15 protein-coding genes are annotated in these 15,490 nt (G+C 75.5%); 10 read left to right on the top strand and 5 right to left on the bottom strand.

What is annotated here, in order from left to right:
* The first annotated feature begins 3 nt into the window (after positions 1-3).
* On the top strand, positions 4-1,065 hold the full coding sequence (locus tag KZX45_RS01975; protein WP_248256019.1) for a GNAT family N-acetyltransferase: 1,062 nt from the start codon (positions 4-6) through the stop codon (positions 1,063-1,065).
* A gap of 157 nt (positions 1,066-1,222) precedes the next feature.
* Here the strand turns inward: KZX45_RS01975 and KZX45_RS01970 are convergent, their stop codons facing one another.
* Complete coding sequence (locus tag KZX45_RS01970; RefSeq protein WP_248256018.1) at positions 1,223-3,697, bottom strand: DNA topoisomerase (ATP-hydrolyzing) subunit A; 2,475 nt, start codon at positions 3,695-3,697, stop codon at positions 1,223-1,225.
* 66 nt (positions 3,698-3,763) lie between these two features.
* Here KZX45_RS01970 and KZX45_RS01965 point away from each other — a divergent pair, with 66 nt between their 5' ends.
* From KZX45_RS01965 to KZX45_RS01950, 4 genes are read left to right on the top strand one after another with little or no spacing between them, the layout of a single operon-like run.
* Positions 3,764-6,583 carry a GNAT family N-acetyltransferase gene (locus KZX45_RS01965; RefSeq protein WP_248256017.1) on the top strand — a complete coding sequence of 940 codons (2,820 nt, stop codon included), beginning with the start codon at positions 3,764-3,766 and terminating at the stop codon, positions 6,581-6,583.
* Positions 6,584-6,587: 4 nt separating this feature from the next.
* A complete protein-coding gene (locus KZX45_RS01960; protein WP_308221691.1) occupies positions 6,588-7,163 on the top strand; it encodes a DUF5998 family protein in 576 nt (191 codons plus the stop codon).
* Positions 7,160-8,314, top strand: a complete 1,155-nt coding sequence (locus tag KZX45_RS01955; protein ID WP_248256016.1) for an alkaline phosphatase family protein — start codon at positions 7,160-7,162, stop codon at positions 8,312-8,314. Before KZX45_RS01960 ends, KZX45_RS01955 begins: the two co-directional genes overlap by 4 nt.
* Complete coding sequence (locus KZX45_RS01950; protein ID WP_248256015.1) at positions 8,314-8,958, top strand: thymidine kinase; 645 nt, start codon at positions 8,314-8,316, stop codon at positions 8,956-8,958. Before KZX45_RS01955 ends, KZX45_RS01950 begins: the two co-directional genes overlap by 1 nt.
* A gap of 13 nt (positions 8,959-8,971) precedes the next feature.
* Here the strand turns inward: KZX45_RS01950 and sepH are convergent, their stop codons facing one another.
* Positions 8,972-10,144 (bottom strand): septation protein SepH, encoded by a 1,173-nt coding sequence (gene sepH, locus KZX45_RS01945; RefSeq protein ID WP_248256014.1) that lies wholly within the window; start codon positions 10,142-10,144, stop codon positions 8,972-8,974.
* Between the two features lie 150 nt (positions 10,145-10,294).
* On the opposite strand from sepH, the gene KZX45_RS01940 reads away from it, so the two are divergent.
* Together KZX45_RS01940 and KZX45_RS01935 are read left to right on the top strand one after the other, a co-directional pair.
* Positions 10,295-11,113, top strand: a complete 819-nt coding sequence (locus KZX45_RS01940; RefSeq protein ID WP_374112511.1) for an inositol monophosphatase family protein — start codon at positions 10,295-10,297, stop codon at positions 11,111-11,113.
* Between the two features lie 255 nt (positions 11,114-11,368).
* Positions 11,369-11,668, top strand: coding sequence for a DUF4193 domain-containing protein (locus KZX45_RS01935; protein ID WP_098482274.1), 300 nt, complete (start codon positions 11,369-11,371; stop codon positions 11,666-11,668).
* A 13-nt stretch (positions 11,669-11,681) separates the two neighbouring features.
* On the opposite strand, the gene KZX45_RS01930 is transcribed toward KZX45_RS01935, so the two are convergent.
* On the bottom strand, positions 11,682-12,176 hold the full coding sequence (locus tag KZX45_RS01930; protein WP_248256013.1) for a DUF3093 domain-containing protein: 495 nt from the start codon (positions 12,174-12,176) through the stop codon (positions 11,682-11,684).
* A gap of 219 nt (positions 12,177-12,395) precedes the next feature.
* On the opposite strand from KZX45_RS01930, the gene KZX45_RS01925 reads away from it, so the two are divergent.
* The 3 genes from KZX45_RS01925 to KZX45_RS01915 are packed head-to-tail and all read left to right on the top strand — an operon-like array spanning position 12,396 to position 14,178.
* Positions 12,396-13,100 carry a DUF3710 domain-containing protein gene (locus KZX45_RS01925; protein ID WP_248256012.1) on the top strand — a complete coding sequence of 235 codons (705 nt, stop codon included), beginning with the start codon at positions 12,396-12,398 and terminating at the stop codon, positions 13,098-13,100.
* Positions 13,097-13,471, top strand: coding sequence for an OB-fold nucleic acid binding domain-containing protein (locus KZX45_RS01920; RefSeq protein ID WP_248256011.1), 375 nt, complete (start codon positions 13,097-13,099; stop codon positions 13,469-13,471). The genes KZX45_RS01925 and KZX45_RS01920 overlap by 4 nt, the downstream gene beginning before the upstream one ends.
* Positions 13,468-14,178, top strand: coding sequence for a DUF3159 domain-containing protein (locus tag KZX45_RS01915; RefSeq protein ID WP_248256010.1), 711 nt, complete (start codon positions 13,468-13,470; stop codon positions 14,176-14,178). The genes KZX45_RS01920 and KZX45_RS01915 overlap by 4 nt, the downstream gene beginning before the upstream one ends.
* On the opposite strand, the gene KZX45_RS01910 is transcribed toward KZX45_RS01915, so the two are convergent.
* Together KZX45_RS01910 and KZX45_RS01905 are read right to left on the bottom strand one after the other, a co-directional pair.
* Positions 14,096-14,812: a TrkA family potassium uptake protein gene (locus KZX45_RS01910; protein ID WP_248256009.1), complete on the bottom strand. Its 717-nt coding sequence runs from the start codon at positions 14,810-14,812 to the stop codon at positions 14,096-14,098. The two genes, KZX45_RS01915 and KZX45_RS01910, sit on opposite strands and share 83 nt — an antisense overlap.
* Complete coding sequence (locus KZX45_RS01905; protein ID WP_248256297.1) at positions 14,812-15,465, bottom strand: TrkA family potassium uptake protein; 654 nt, start codon at positions 15,463-15,465, stop codon at positions 14,812-14,814. The genes KZX45_RS01910 and KZX45_RS01905 overlap by 1 nt, the downstream gene beginning before the upstream one ends.
* Between the last annotated feature and the right edge of the window lie 25 nt (positions 15,466-15,490).

The following is a 15,490-nucleotide window of genomic DNA, read 5'->3' as shown; positions in this document are numbered from 1 at the left end:
CTCGTGCCAGCCCCCCTCACCCAGCCCGGCGACGCCGTGCGCCCGCCCGCGCACGCGCCGCTGGCTGCGCGCGCGCAGGCACCGTCCGTGCTGGCGCCGCCCCCCGACCTCGCGGGGGCGACCTGGCGGCCGATCACGGCCGACGACGGCGCCGCGCTGGTCTCGCTGGTGACCCGGATCGAGAGCGTGGACAACCCGCCCTACCGCACCTCCCCGGAGGAGGTCCTGGAGTACTTCGACGCCAGCCACGACTGGAGCGCGCTCGGTGCGTGGGACGGCGCCGAGCGGCTCGTGGCCTTCGGGTTCGTGCGGGTGCGGCGCGGCGACAGCACGCTGGTGCGGGCCTTCTGCTCGGGCGGCGTCGCCCCCGACCGCCGCGGCGAGGGCCTGGGCGGGGCGCTGCTCGACTGGCAGACCGGCCGTGCACGCCAGATGCTCGCCGAGTCCGGCAAGGACGCGCCGGGCCGCATCGTCGTGCACGTGGACGACGACATGGAGACCCTGGCCCGCCAGCTGCGCCGCCGTGGCTTCGAACCGCGCCGGTGGTACTCCCAGCTGCGGCGGGACCTCTCGCTGCCGATCCCGGAGGTCCGGCTCGACCGCCCGCTCTCCGTGGAGCGGTGGTCCCCGGAGCTGGACGACGCCGTGCGCCGTGCGCACAACAAGGCGTTCGGCGAGCAGTGGGGCTCGCAGCCGCACACGCCGGAGACCTGGGCCCAGGAGTGGTCCCACCACGCGCCGTCGTGGAGCTTCGTCGCGCTCGACCGCTCGAGCGACCGGACGCAGGTGGCCGGCTACCTCATGTCGAGCCGCTACGAGCAGGACTGGCCCGCGCTGGGCTGGACCGAGGGGTACACCGAGATCCTCGGCGTGCTGCCCGACTGGCGGGGCCGGCACGTGGCCACGGCGCTGCTCACCCGCGCGATGCGCGCCTACGCCGACGACGGCATGCAGTACGCCGGCCTCGACGTCGACGCGGACAACCCCACCGGAGCCGACGTCCTCTTCATGAACCTCGGGTACGAGCGCACCCGCGGCTCGGCGATGTACACCATCGAGATCTGACCCGCACCCGGCGCGAGCCGCCTCGCGAGAGCGCTCCGGTGTCGGACGGCCGGGCTTCGAGCCGGTGTCGAACGCCGGGCTCCGGGCCGGCCCGGCGCGCGCTGGTCAGCCGGCCGGGGGTCCGCCGCCGGGATCGCCCGACGGCGGACCGTCCGTCTCAGCCGATCGCGGCGACCGGGACGGGCAGGGCCTGGCCGGAGCCGTCGCGTCGCTCGTCCACCGCCGGCAGGCTGACCGACTGGCCGCCGGAGCCCACGGCCCGCGCCGGCTCGGGTCCCGCCCAGGCGACCTGCAGGACGTCCTCGCCCCGCAGGAAGCGGTGGGCGCGGACGCCGCCGGTGGCCCGGCCCTTGGCCGGGTAGCGGTCGAGCGGGGTGACCTTCGCGCTGCCCGGCACGGTTCCGGGCAGCGCCCCGGCCGTGCCGGCGATCGTGACGACGACGGATCCGGAGACGTCCTCCGCCGCGACGATCCCCAGGTGGACCAGGCTGGCGCCCTCCGCCAGCCGCATGCCGGCCACGCCGCGGCCGGCCCGGCCCTGAGCACGCACCGCGGCGGCGTCGAATCGCAGGAGGTGCGCGTCGGAGGAGATCAGGACGAGCTTGTCCTCCTCCCCGGCGTGCCCGCAGCCGACCACGCGGTCGCCCTCCTGCAGCGTGATCACCTGCCAGCTGTCCCGGTTGCCGGGACGGTCGCCCGTCACGCGCTTGACCACGCCCTGAGCGGTGGCGAGAACCAGGGGGGCTGCGTCGTCGTCCAGGCGCGCGAGCCCCACCGCCTCCTCGTCGCGCTCCAGGGTCAGGAGCTCGGTGAGCGGCACGCCGCCCGACAGGCTCGGCGCGGCCCCGCTCGGCGGCAGGCCGGGCGCGTCGAGGACGTCGAGGCGGACCACCCGCCCGGCCGAGGTCACGACGCCGACCTGTCCGCGCGTGGTGGCGGGCACGGCGTGGGCGAGCGCGTCGTGGGAGGAGCGGGGGCCGGACCGCAGGGGGGCGTCGCCGTCGGCGGTGCGGGCCAGCAGCCCGGTGCCGGAGAGGAGCACCCAGCACGGGGCGTCCGCGATCTCCAGCGGGGTGCCGGACCCGCGTGCGGCTCCGCCCCGTGCGGCGGGGCCGGCGGCGGCCTGCGCGGCGGGGCCGCCGGCGTGCTCCAGGAGCACGGTGCGCCGCGGGGTGCCAAACTCCCGCGCGACGGTGGCCAGCTCGTCCGAGACGACCTCGCGCAGGCGGGCGTCGGAGTCGAGGATCTCCCGCAGCTCGGCCATCTGACGGGCGAGCTCGTCGCGCTCGGCCTCGAGCTCGATCCGGGAGAACTTCGTCAGGCGGCGCAGGCGCAGGGCCAGGATGTAGTCGGCCTGGGCCTCGTCGAGGTCGAAGACGGCCATGAGGCGCCCGCGGGCGGCCTCGACGTCGTCGGAGGAGCGGATGACCGCGATGACCTCGTCGATGTCGGCGATGGCGGTGAGCAGTCCGGCGACGAGGTGGGCGCGCTCGGTGGCGCGGGCCAGGCGGTGCGCGGTGCGGCGGCGCACCACGGTGAGGCGGTGGCCGACGTAGACCTCGATCAGCTCGCGCAGGCCGAGCGTGCGCGGCTGGCCGTCCACCAGGGCGACGTTGTTGATGCCGAAGGACTCCTCCATCGGCGTGTGCCGGTAGAGCTGCTCGAGGACGGCCTCGGGGTTGAACGTGTTCTTGACCTCGATGACCAGGCGCAGGCCGTGGTGGCGGTCGGTGAGGTTCTGCACGTTGGTGATGCCCTGGAGCTTGCGGGCGTTGACCGCCTCCTTGATCTTCTCGATCACCCGCTCCGCGCCCACCATGTAGGGCAGCTCGGTCACGACGATGCCCTTCTTGCGCGCCGTGAGGTTCTCCACCCGCGCGGTCGCCCGGGTGCGGAAGCTGCCGCGGCCGGTGGCGTACGCCTCGCGCACCCCCTCCAGGCCGATGATCTTCCCGCCCTCGGGCAGGTCGGGGCCGGGGACGAACCGCATGAGGTCCTCGAGCGTGGCGTCGGGGCGGGCGATGAGGTGGCGGGCGGCGGCCACGACCTCGACGAGGTTGTGCGGCGGCATGTTCGTCGCCATGCCGACGGCGATGCCGGTCGCGCCGTTGACCAGCAGGTTCGGGATGGCCGAGGGCAGCACCGAGGGCTGGGTGAGCTGGTTGTCGTAGTTGGGGACGAAGTCGACGGTGTCCTCGCCCAGGTCCGCGGTCATCGCCAGCGCGGCGGGGGCCAGGCGGGCCTCGGTGTACCGGGAGGCGGCGGGGCCGTCGTCGAGGGAGCCGAAGTTGCCGTGCCCGTCCACCAGCGGCAGCCGCAGCGCGAACGGCTGCGCCAGCCGGACCATCGCGTCGTAGATCGCGCTGTCGCCGTGCGGGTGAAGCTTGCCCATCACCTCGCCCACCACGCGCGCCGACTTCACGTGACCGCGGTCGGGGCGCAGCCCCATCTGGTCCATCTGGAAGAGGATGCGGCGCTGCACCGGCTTGAGGCCGTCCCGGGCGTCCGGCAGCGCGCGGGAGTAGATGACGGAGTACGCGTACTCCAGGAACGAGCCCTGCATCTCGGCGGAGACGTCGATGTCGACGATCTTCTCCGGCGGCATGGGGGCTTCGGGGGTCTTGCGGGGCATGGGGTCGATTGTCCCCGATCGGCGGGCCGATGCCGTGCAGCGCCACGGGCTGGCTAGGCTCGGGCCATGGAGGATGCGCCCTACCCCGCGGAGTGGGAGGCGGACGTCGTCCTGCGCGACGGCGCCGCGATGCACATCCGGCCCATCCGCCCCGACGACGCGGACGCCCTGCAGCGCATGCACCTGGCGCAGTCCGCGCAGTCGGTCTACTTCCGGTTCTTCGCCCCCATGGCGCGGCTCAGCGACAAGGACCTGCACCGCTTCACCCACGTCGACCACCGCTCGCGGGTCGCGCTGGTCCTCACCGAGGGGGACGAGATCCGTGCCGTCGGCCGCTTCGACGTGGTCGACCCCGGGACGGCGGAGGTCGCGTTCTACGTCGCCGACACCGAGCAGGGCCGCGGCCTGGGCTCCGTCCTCCTCGAGCACCTCGCCGCCGCCGGCCGCGAGCGCGGCGTCCACACGTTCGTCGCGGACGTCCTGCCCGGCAACGCCAAGATGATCCGGGTCTTCTCCGACGCCGGCTACGAGGTCCGCCAGCAGATGGACGACGGCGTCGTGTCGGTCGCGTTCGACATCGAGGAGACCGAGCGGTCCTGGCGGGTCATGGCCGAGAGGGAGCGTCACGCCGAGGCGCTGAGCATGCGCACCGTCCTGGCCGCGACCTCGCTCGTGCTCGTGCGGCTGGGCCCCGACGGCGGCGAGGGCGACGTGCTGGCGTCCGCGGCGGCCCGCTCCCTGCTGGTCGGCGGCTTCCGCGGGCCGGTCCACCTGGTCGGCCTCGACGGCGTGGGCCACGCCGAAGGGACGGCCCCCGCCCACGGGACGGACCAGGCAGACGGGACGGCCGCCGCCGACGCGGCGGACCCCGGCGCCGGCGGGCGGGTGCGCCGCTACCCGGACCTCGGCGCCGTCGAGGGCCCGGTCGAGCTCGCGGTCGTCGCCGGACCGTCCGAGCAGGTCGTCGACGCGGTCCCCGCGCTGGCCGCGCTCGGCGTGCGCGCCGTGGTGGTCCTCTCGCACGGCTTCGGCGAGCAGGGCCCGGAGGGCATGCACCGGCAGCGGCGGCTGCTGCGCCGCACCCGGGAGGCCGGGATGCGGGTGGTCGGACCGGCCAGCTACGGCGTGGTCGGCAACGGCGAGGCGGGGCGCTACAACGCCTCCCTGTGGACCGAGAGCACCGGGCCCGAGCCGGGCACCCCCGGGCCGCTCGCCGTCGCCTCCGCGAGCCGCGGCATCGGGATGTTCTGCCAGTCGGCGGCGGCGGCGCTCGCGCTGCGCTCCACCGCGGCACGCCGGCGCCTGCCCGTGTCGAGCTTCCTCTCCTCGGGCCTGCGCGTGGACGTCTCCGGCAACGACACCATGCAGTTCTGGTCCGTGCACGAGCCCACCGCCGTCGGCGCCGTCTACCTGGAGTCCATCGGCAACCCGCGCAAGTTCTCGCGGATCGCGCGCCGCCTCTCGGCGACCACCCCGCTGGTCGCCGTCGTCTCCGGTCAGACCGGCCAGGCGACCCCGCCCGGGCACGCGGTGCGCACCTCGACCCAGCCCCAGCGCGTGCTCACCGAGATGCTCCGCCAGGCCGGCGTGGTCCGCGCCCGCACCCAGCGGGAGATGCTCGACGTCGCCGGGCTCCTGCTGGCCCAGCCGCTGCCCGCCGGGCCGCGCACCGCCGTCGTCTCCTCCTCCGCCTCCCTCGCCGCCCTCGTGGCCGACGTCGCGGCGGCCCAGGGCCTGGAGGTCGCGGGCCGTCCCGTCACCCTCGAGCCGCTCGCCGGCCCGGACGCCTACGAGGCGGCCCTGGCCGCCCTGCGCGGGCGCGACGACTGGGACGCCGTCGTCATCGCGCTCGCCCCGCCCCTGGGCCGCACCGACCCCGGCGTCGCCGCCGCGATCGCCCGTGCCGCCGCCCAGGACCCGCGCACCTGGGTGGCCAGCGCCCACGGCCTGCACGGCCTGACGGAGGAGCTGACCGCCGACGGTGCGTGCGTGCCGTCGATGACCACCGTCGAGGACGCCGTCGGCGCACTGGCCGGCGCGGTCCGTCACGCGTCCTGGCGCGAGCACGCCGGCGACCCCCTCGTGGACCCGCCCGGCATCGACCCCGTCGCGGCGCGCGAGGTGCTGGCCGAGACCCTCGGGTCCCTCCCGCCCGGCCGCCGCGAGCGGCTCGACCAGGACACCGCGGCGCGGCTGCTCGCGTGCTACGGCATCGAGGTGCTGGGCTCGACCACCGTCACCGACCCAGACGCCGCCGTCGAGGCCGCCGAGCGGATCGGATGGCCGGTCGCCCTGAAGACCACCGACGAGGTGCTGCGCCACCGCACCGACCTGGGCGGGGTGCGCCTGGACCTGACGGACGCCGACGCGCTGCGCGAGGCCATGGTCCTGATGGCCGAGCGGACGCGGGAGGTGCTCGGTCGCTCCTCCTCCTTCGAGGTCCAGGCCATGGCGCCGCCCGGCGTGGCGTGCGTGGTGCGCGGCGCCGAGGACGACCTGTACGGCCCGGTCGTCTCCTTCGGCCTGGGCGGCGACGCCACCGAGCTGCTCGGGGACGTCTCCCACCGGATCACGCCGCTGACCGCGACCGACGTCTCGGACATGGTGCGCTCGGTCCGGGCGGCCCCGCGCCTGCTGGGGCACCGGGGGCTGCCGGTCGTCGACCTGGCAGCCCTGGAGGACGTGATCGCGCGGGTCTCGATGCTCACCGACGACCTCACGGAGGTCGTGGACGTGACCCTCAACCCGGTGATCGTGGGGGAGCGGGGCGCCCGGATCACGTCGTTCTCGGTGGAGGTCGCCCACCCCGTGCGCCAGGACGCGGGGCGGCGCGCGCTGCCGATCCCGCCGGAGGAGGGCGAGGAGCGCGCCGGGGTGGGAGAATGAGCCGGTGCTGACCAACCTCGCCAAGCAGCTGCGTGCTGACCTGGACCACGCCGGCTACTACCCGGACGTCGTCGCGGGCGCGATCGACCTCGCGCTGGCGGACGAGCCCGTGACGTCCTTCCTCGTCCACCCGGAGACCACGTTCGACGAGACCGAGGTCTTCCGGCACCTCACCGCCCTCGTCCTCACGCCCACCAGGCTGGTCGTCGCCCACGTCGACGACGCGCCCGGCCCCGACGGCCGGCCGTCGGCGCTGGCGACCACGGACTCCGTCGCGCTGCGCGAGGTCCGGTCGGTCTCGCTGACCCACGGCGTGAGCGAGCCCGCCCGCTCCCGCGGCATGCAGTTCCAGGAGCTCACCGTGGCCGTGAGCTGGGGCACCGCGCAGACCCTCGACCTCGCCCCGGCCAGCTGCGGCGACCCCGACTGCGAGGCGGACCACGGGTACACCGGCAGCATCACCCCCGAGGGCGTGGAGGTGCGGGTGAGCGCCCACGCCGAGGGCTCCGACGCGCTCAAGGGCGCGCTGGCCTTCGCCCGCGCCCTCTCGGCCGCCACCGCCGGGGGCCCGCGGGCGTGACGGGGGAGAACCACGCGCCCCAGGTGCGCGCCGTGCTCTCGGGCGCCCTCGACGCCGTCGGGCTGGCCACCGCCTCCGCGGGCCGCACCAGCGCCGAGGACCGCGCCGACCTCGGCCTGCCGAGCGCGCCGAAGACCTGCGTGGTGCTCGTCGACGGCCTCGGCATGAAGATGCTGACCGAGCGCGGCGGGCACGCCCCGTTCCTGCGCTCGCACCTCGCCGACGCCCTGACCCTGCGCAGCACGTTCCCCTCGACCACGGCGTCCGCGGTCACCGCGGTGGGCACCGGGGAGCTGCCGGGCACCACCGGGATGCTGGGCTACTCCGTGCGCGACCCCGCAGACGGCGGCGTGCTGAACCTCATCCGGTGGGACGACACGTCGGTGCGCCCGCGCGAGTGGCAGCGCCACGACACCCTCGTCGAGCAGCTCGACCGTCGGCGGGCCGCCGGGGAGGAGCTGCCCGGGGTGGTCAGCGTCGGCCCGGCACGGTTCGTCGGCTCCGGGCTGACCGAGTGCGCCCTGCGCGGCATGCGCCACGCGACCGCGGAGTCCCTCGCCGACCGGGTCGACGTCACCGTGGCCCAGCTGCGGCGCCCCGACGTGGCGGCGGTCTACCTGTACTGGGGCGACGTCGACCACGTCGGCCACGTGCACGGGTGGGGCTCGTGGCAGTGGGGCGAGGAGGTCACCGCCCTCGACGGCGAGCTGCGCCGCCTGGCCCGGTCGCTGCCCGCGGGCACGCTCCTCGTCGTCACCGCGGACCACGGGATGGTGGACGTCGCCGCGCGCACGGACATCGCGACGACGCCGGCCCTCGCGCAGGACGTCGAGCTCGTCGCGGGCGAGCCACGGATGAACCACGTCTACACGGCTCCCGGCACCGCGCCCGAGGTGGCCACGCGCTGGCGGGAGGTGCTGGGCGAGAGCGCCTGGGTGGCCGAGCGCGACGAGCTCGTGGCCACGGGCCTGCTCGGCCCCGTCTCGCCCGAGCGCCTCGACGCCGTCGGGGACGTCGTCGCCGTCATGCGGGGCCGCGACGTCGTGGTCGACTCGCGCACCCAGCCGCCCGGCTCGATCGGGCTCATCGGGGTGCACGGCGCCCTGACCGAGGCAGAGATGGCGGTCCCGCTCGTCAGGACGGTGGTCTAGTGGCCCAGCTCGTCTTCTTCTCCGGCACGATGGACTCCGGCAAGTCCACGCTGGCCCTGCAGATGGACCACAACCACGCCGCCCGCGGCCGCGAGGGACTGATCTTCTCCCGCAACGACCGCGCCGGCGCCGCGGTCCTGTCCTCCCGCCTGGGCCTCGCGGTCCCGGCCGAGGAGGTCACCGACGCCACCGACTTCTGGGACGAGGTGGTCCGCAGGCGCGTCCACGGCGGGCGGGTCGACTACCTCATCTGCGACGAGGTGCAGTTCTACTCGCCCCGGCAGGTGGAGCAGCTCGCCCGGCTCGTCGACGAGATGGAGGTGGACGTGTTCGGCTTCGGCATCACCACCGACTTCCGCACCCACCTCTTCCCCGGGTCGGCGCGCATGCTCGAGCTGGCCGACCGCGTGGAGCGTCTCCAGGTCGAGGCGCTGTGCTGGTGCGGCGCCCGGGCCACCCACAACGCGCGCACCGTCAACGGGATCATGGTCACCGAGGGCGAGCAGGTCGTCGTCGGCGACACCGACCGGGTCGAGGACGTGGGCTACGAGGTGCTATGCCGCCGCCACCACGTCCGCCGGGTCACCGCGGCCTCCGTGCACGCCGCGAGCCTGAGCCCGGAGACCCTCCCGCTGGGGGAGTAGGGCGGAGCCGGGTCTACTCCGGACGCGCGCCGAAGACGATCTCGTCCCAGCTCGGGACGCTGCGCCGGTTCGACGAGCGGCGCGACCTGCGCCGCTCCGCCGGGCGTGACCCCTTCGCGCCCGCATCGGCCGGGCGGTTCTCGGGCTGGCCGGCGCGGGCGCCGCTCGCGGGGCCGTCCTGGGCGCGCTGCGCCGTCGGGCCCGGCTCCTCGGCGGGGGCCGGCAGTGCGGGCGTGGTCCCGGGGCCTTCCTCGGGCTGGACGTCACGCTCGCGGCGCGGCAGGGCCAGGACGTGCGCGTCGGTCGCCTCCTCGGGTCGCGACGCCGCGGGATGCGCGCCGCCGCCCCAGACGCTCTCGTCCGTCCCGTCCACGCCGCCCTCGAGCTCGGGCTGCAGCTCGACGCGGGTGCCGCGGTGGGCGGCCAGCTCGGCGAGCAGTGACTCTGTCCCGGCGCCCGCTGCGGGGGTGGCGGCCGAGGGGGCGGAGGTGGCGGAGGTGGCGACGTCGGGCGAGGCCGCCGAGACCGGGCTGTGGCGCGGCGGGCCGTCAGCCTCGACGTCGAAGACGCGGCCGCGCGCCCCGACCGGGTTCAGGTGCCGGCGCGGGTGCGCGGAGGTGCCGATCTCCGTCTCGGAGAGCCAGCGGGCCTCGTCGTCAACCGCGTGCAGCGTGCGGGCGGCCAGGTCGACCTCCCACCGGGCCTCGCGCTCGCGCTCGCCCGCGACGAAGACGGCGAGCACCTCCCAGGCCTGGCCGGGGCGGCGCACCGCGTCCCACTCGAGGGTGCGGGTGTCCACGCCGCGGGCGGCCAGGCGGTCCAGCACGAGGTCGCCGAGCCGCGGGGCGTCGGACTCATGACCCACCCGCTGGTTCTGCGCCTGCTGGACCACCCAGGTCCGCTCGGCGACGACGGGCCCCTCGTAGCGGCGCACCCGTTCCTCGTCCAGCCCGGAGCGCTCCGCCACCTCGGCGACGGACGCGCCGGCCCGGATCAGGGCCTGGATGTCCTTGGGCCGCAGCGGTTCGCCGGGGTCCGCGGGCAGGTCGCGCAGCTTGGGGCGGTCCCGGCGCACGGCGGCACGCAGGGCGTCGTCGATGGGTACCTGGTACCGACGTCCGTCCTCGTCGGTGAGGGTGAGGTGCTCACCGTCACCGTGCAGCCCGAGCAGTTCGAGCTCAACCATGGGTCCTCCTCGAGGTTCTTCCCCCGAGGGTGCCACCTGCGGGCGCCGCTGCCCCGGATTGGTGGCGGTGTGTTCCGTTCGTGACAATGGCTCGCGGCGGCCCGGCCGGGACGCCCGTGCGACACCATCAGGCCCCAGGAGGGCGCAGACGTGACCGATCCCACGAGCACCGGACCCGCGGCCCTCATGGCCCTGAGCGAGGAGCTCGCCCGCGCGGCCGGCGACCACGTGCGGGCCCGCACCGGTGACCACGGCGGCGTCGCCCGCACGAAGTCCTCGGCCGTCGACGTCGTCACCGCCGTCGACGAGGAGGTCGAGGCTCTGCTGCGGGAGCGGATCGCCGCGGCCCGTCCCGACGACGGGGTGCTGGGGGAGGAGGAGGGCGTCGTCGCGGGGACGTCCGGGCTGACGTGGGTGGTGGACCCCGTCGACGGGACCGTGAACTTCCTCTACGGCATCCCTGCCTACGCGGTCTCCGTGGCGGTGGTCTCCGGCGGCGCCGACCCGCTCACGTGGACGCTCGAGGCCGGCTGCGTCCACGCGGTCGCCGGCGGGACCACCTGGACCGCCGGGCGGGGGATCGGCGCCTGGCGCGACGGCGAACGGCTCGGCCCGCGACCGGCGCCGCCCCTCGCGGAGGCGCTCGTGGGGACCGGCTTCGGCTACACCGTCGAGGAACGCACCCGCGAGGCCGCGGTCGTGGCGCGGCTGCTGCCCGACGTGCGGGACATCCGGCGGATCGGCTCGGCGGCGATCGACCTGTGCCTCGTGGCCGACGGGCGCCTGGACGCCTACTACGAGAGCGGCCTGAACCCGTGGGACATGGCGGCGGGTGCGCTCGTGGTGGCCGAGGCGGGCGGCGTCGTCCAGGGACTCGACGGCGGTCCGGCCTCGGGGGCCATGACGGTGGCCGGCCCGGGGGCGCTCGTGGACGAGCTCGCCGCCGCGCTCCGCCGGGCGGGCGCCTGAGGGCGCAGGCCCTGCCGCGACCGGCGCTGCCGCGCCGGGCGCCGGGCGCCGGGCGCCGGTGGAGGGGGCCGGTGCCTGTGAAGTCTGTCACCGGGACCCCCGGAACCGCCGGATCCCCTGTGCGGGAACGCCCCTCGTGGTGCACAATCCGGTGACCCCGGGAACAAACGTGCCAACTGGGCGTTACCCGGGTGTACGTGGCCGCATCGGCCCACGACCCACCCACGAAACGAAGAACCGGAGCGTGACGCCGAGATGGCGACCGATTACGACGCACCGCGCAAGAACGAAGAGGACCTCTCCGAGGACTCGATCGAGGAGCTGAAGGCTCGTCGCGCGGAGAAGAACTCCCCGTCCGTGGACGAGGACGAGGCCGAGGCCGCGGAGGGCTTCGAGCTCCCCGGCGCGGACCTGTCCGGCGAGGAGCTCTCGGTTCGTGTGCTCCCGCGCCAGGCCGACGAGTTCACCTGCGCCAAGTGCTTCCTGGTGCACCACCGCAGTCAGCTGGCCTACGAGGACAAGGGGCAGCTGGTCTGCTCCGAGTGCGCCGCCTGACCCGATCGACCGATCAGCGCCGGTCCAGCGCAGCGAGCAGCTGCCTGGGCCGGCGTGTGCACACCAGCCAGTAGGGCGTGGTGTCCCGCTCGTCCGCCACCGGCAGCCGGACCGCGGATCGGACCCACGAACGGTGGCAGACCCAGGCCCGCGCGTTCGCGCCCGGGCCCATGGCCTCGCGCAGCTCGTCCGCGTCGAGCGCCTCGCCGGCGCCCAGCGCCTCCACGGGGATCACCGCCCGCCCCGCCCGCAGCCGCAGCGCCCCCGGCGCCCCGCCGTCGGCGGGGTCGCCGCCGGCGACCACCTCGACCACCGGGGCCGTGAGCACGAGGAGGGCCGAGAGCCCCGCCGCGGCGACCACGCCGCCGACCACGGCGGCCACCGGCCCCCACAGTGACAGCGCGAGGGCTGCAGCCCCGCCCAGCAGCAGCGAGATCAGGTGCACGCTCGGCGGCGGGGCCAGCCGTTCGCGGAACAGGGGGGTCGTCGCGGTCGAGATCTTCTCCACGTCCCTCACTCTGCCAGGACGGCCGCACGTGGCCGGACCACGACCGCCGCATCCTTCCCGCCCGGCGCGACCACGACCGCCGCGTCCTCCGGTCCCGGCACGGACGTCCACAGTGGCCGGGACGGCCGCTGCACGGCCCTGCACGCCACGGGTACAGTCGACACGCGCCCGGCGGCCGAGCCGCCGGGTCCGACAGCATTCGAGGAGACGCTGACGAAGATGAGTCTGTTCTCGCGCCGCAGGCGCGACACCCCGTCCGACGCCGGGACCGACGAGACGCAGGCCGCCCCCGAGGCCGTGGCGGAGAGCCCGGACCGCGGACCGCACGACGTCGAGGCCGTCCCCGGGATCGGGTCCCGCCTGGACCTCGGTGCCCTGCGGATCCCCCCGCGCGCGGGTATGCAGCTGCGGCTCGAGGTCGAGAAGAAGTCGCGCAACGTCGTCGCGGTCACGCTCGGGCTCAACGGCTCCGCCATGCAGCTCCAGGTGTTCGCCGCGCCGCGCACCCTGGGCATCTGGGACGAGCTGCGCGAGGAGATCACCGTCTCGGTCGGCAAGCAGGGCGGCACCGCCGAGGAGGTCGAGGGCCCGTTCGGCACCGAGCTGCTGGCCCGCCTGCCGGTGAAGACGCCGGAGGGCGGCACCGGGCACCGGCCCGCCCGCTTCGTCGGCGTCGACGGGCCGCGCTGGTTCCTGCGCGCGGTCGTGACCGGCAAGGCCGCCGTCGATCCGGAGGCGGCCGCCGAGCTGGAGGACGTGCTCGCCGACGTCGTCGTCGTGCGCGGGCAGGAGGCACGCGCCCCCCGCGACGTGCTGCTCCTGCACGCGCCCGGGCAGGCGACCGCAGCCCCGGCCGCCGCCGCGGCCGAGGAGCCGGGGCTCGACCCGCTGCGGCGCGGCCCGGAGATCACGGAGGTCCGATGACCCCGCGCGTCGCCGACGCGCTCCACGGTCTCCTGGCGTCGCGGCGAGAGATCGAGGCGGACGAGGAGCGCCGGATCAGCCACGTGCCCGGGGCGACGCCGGTGGCCGAGATCGTCCCCCGCCGCCGCGCCGTCGTGGCCGGGACCGTCACCGCGCTGACCTACCGGCCCCGCTCGCAGACCCCGGCGCTGTCGGCCCGCCTCTCCGACGGCACGGGGACCGTCGAGCTGATCTTCCTCGGCCGCCGCGACATCCCCGGCATCACCCCCGGGCGGCGCCTGGTGGCCGAGGGCATGGTGTACGACGACCACGGGAGACCCGCCATGTTCAACCCCGGCTACCGCCTGCTGCCCAGGGTGGCCTCCGCGTGAGCGCCTCGCCCGGGGACCCCGCCGAGGAGCGCGCCGAGCACCAGCTGGAGGAGAACGTCGCCGAGGCCGCCAAGGGCTCCGCGATGCGCCAGCTCGTGGGGGAGGACTTCTCGCTCGCCGAGACCATCGGCGGGGTCCGCGGCCTGGTGGAGTCCATGGCCCCCGGCCTGGTCTTCGTCGCCGTCTTCATCGCCACCGGCGGCCTCGTCCCGCCGCTGGTGGCCTCGCTCGCCGTCGCCGTGGTGGCCATGGCGCTCCGGCTCGTCGGCAGGACCCCGCTCACCCAGGCCGCCGGCGGGCTCGTCGGCGTCGTCATCGGCGTGGTGTGGGCGTGGCGCACCGGCGAGGCGCAGGACTACTTCGCCTTCGGGCTGTGGACCAACGGCGCGTACGCCGTCGTGCTGATCGGGGCGCTGCTGGCGGGCTGGCCCGTGGTCGGCGTCGTCGTCTCCCTGCTCAAGGGGCAGGACTTCTCGTGGCGAACGGACCCCGCGCAGCGCGCCCGGCTGGTGCGCTACCGGCTCGCCACGTGGCTGTGGGTGGGGATGTTCCTGCTCCGCCTGGCGGTGCAGATCCCGCTGTTCCTGCAGGCGGAGGTCGCCTGGCTCGGCACCGCCCGGCTCGTCATGGGGCTTCCGCTGTGGGGCCTGACGCTGTGGGCGACGTGGGTGCTGGTGCGGGAGCCAGCATCTGCTGCAGACCGCTGAGCTGGTCCTCCGCGAAGGCGGACACCACGAGCAGGAGCTCGTCGCCCGCCTCCAGGGTGTCGTCGCCCCCGGGTGCGATGGGCCGGTCCTCGCGGATGATCGCGGCGAGCACCGTGTCCGGCGGCCACGTCACCTGACCCACCCGGCGGCCCACCACCGGGGAGTCCGCGGGCAGCGTGATCTCGTGCATGCTGGCCCCGGACTGGTGGAACCGGAAGATCCGTACGAGGTCCCCGACCGAGACCGCCTCCTCCACCAGCGAGGTCATGATCCGCGGGGTGGACACCTGCACGTCGACGCCCCAGGCGTCGTCGAACATCCACTCGTTCTTCGGGTTGTTCACGCGGGCGACGGTCCTCGGGACGCCGAACTCCGTCTTGGCCAGCAGGGAGACGACCAGGTTCACCTTGTCGTCCCCGGTCGCGGCGACGACGACGTCGCTGTCCTCGACGCGGGCCTCCGCCAGCGCGCTGGGCTCGCAGGCGTCCGCGAGCAGCCAGTCCGCCTCGGCGACCGAGGCCACCCGCATCGCGGCGGGGTTGCGGTCCACGAGGGTGACCTCGTGGCCGTGCCCGAGCAGCTCGCGGGCGATGGACCGGCCGACCGAGCCCGCTCCGGCGATGACGACGCGCATCAGTCCTCCTCCCGTCCGGGCGGGCCGGCGAGCACCCGCTGCGCGGGCCCGACCCGGTCCGTCGCCACCATCAGGTGCACCACGTCGTTCTCCTGCACGACGCTGCGCGGCTCGGGCACCATGCCGCGGCCCAGCCGGGTGACGTACGCCACGCGCGCGCCGGTCCGCTCCTCCACCCGCTCGAGCTCCTGCCCCACCCACCCCACGTGCACGTCGCAGCGCACGAGGCTCACGGAGGAGGACGGGTCCTGGTACTCGGACACCGCACCGAGGGGCAGCATCCGGCGCAGCACCTGGTCCGCGGTCCAGCGCACCGTCGCCACCGTCGGGATGCCCAGACGCTGGTAGACCTCGGCGCGGCGGGGGTCGTAGATCCGGGCGACGACGTTGCCCACCCCGAACACCTCGCGGGCGACACGGGCGGCGATGATGTTGGAGTTGTCGCCGTTGGAGACGGCCGCGAACGCGTGCGCCTCCTCGATGCCCGCCTGGGCCAGGGCGTCACGGTCGAAGCCGAGACCGGTGACGCGCCGCCCGGCGAAGTGCGAGGGGAGCCGGCGGAAGGCGTCCGGATTCTGGTCGACCACCGCCACCGAGTGGCCGTTGTCCTCGAGCTGCTCGGCGAGGGTCGCCCCGACCCGCCCGCAGCCCATGATCACGAAGTGCACGCCGCTGACG

Origin of the sequence: Georgenia sp. EYE_87 (assembly GCF_023148685.1) — a bacterium.
Taxonomy (GTDB): Bacteria; Actinomycetota; Actinomycetes; order Actinomycetales; family Actinomycetaceae; genus Georgenia.
This window is presented reverse-complemented; position numbering and strand designations above follow the sequence as displayed.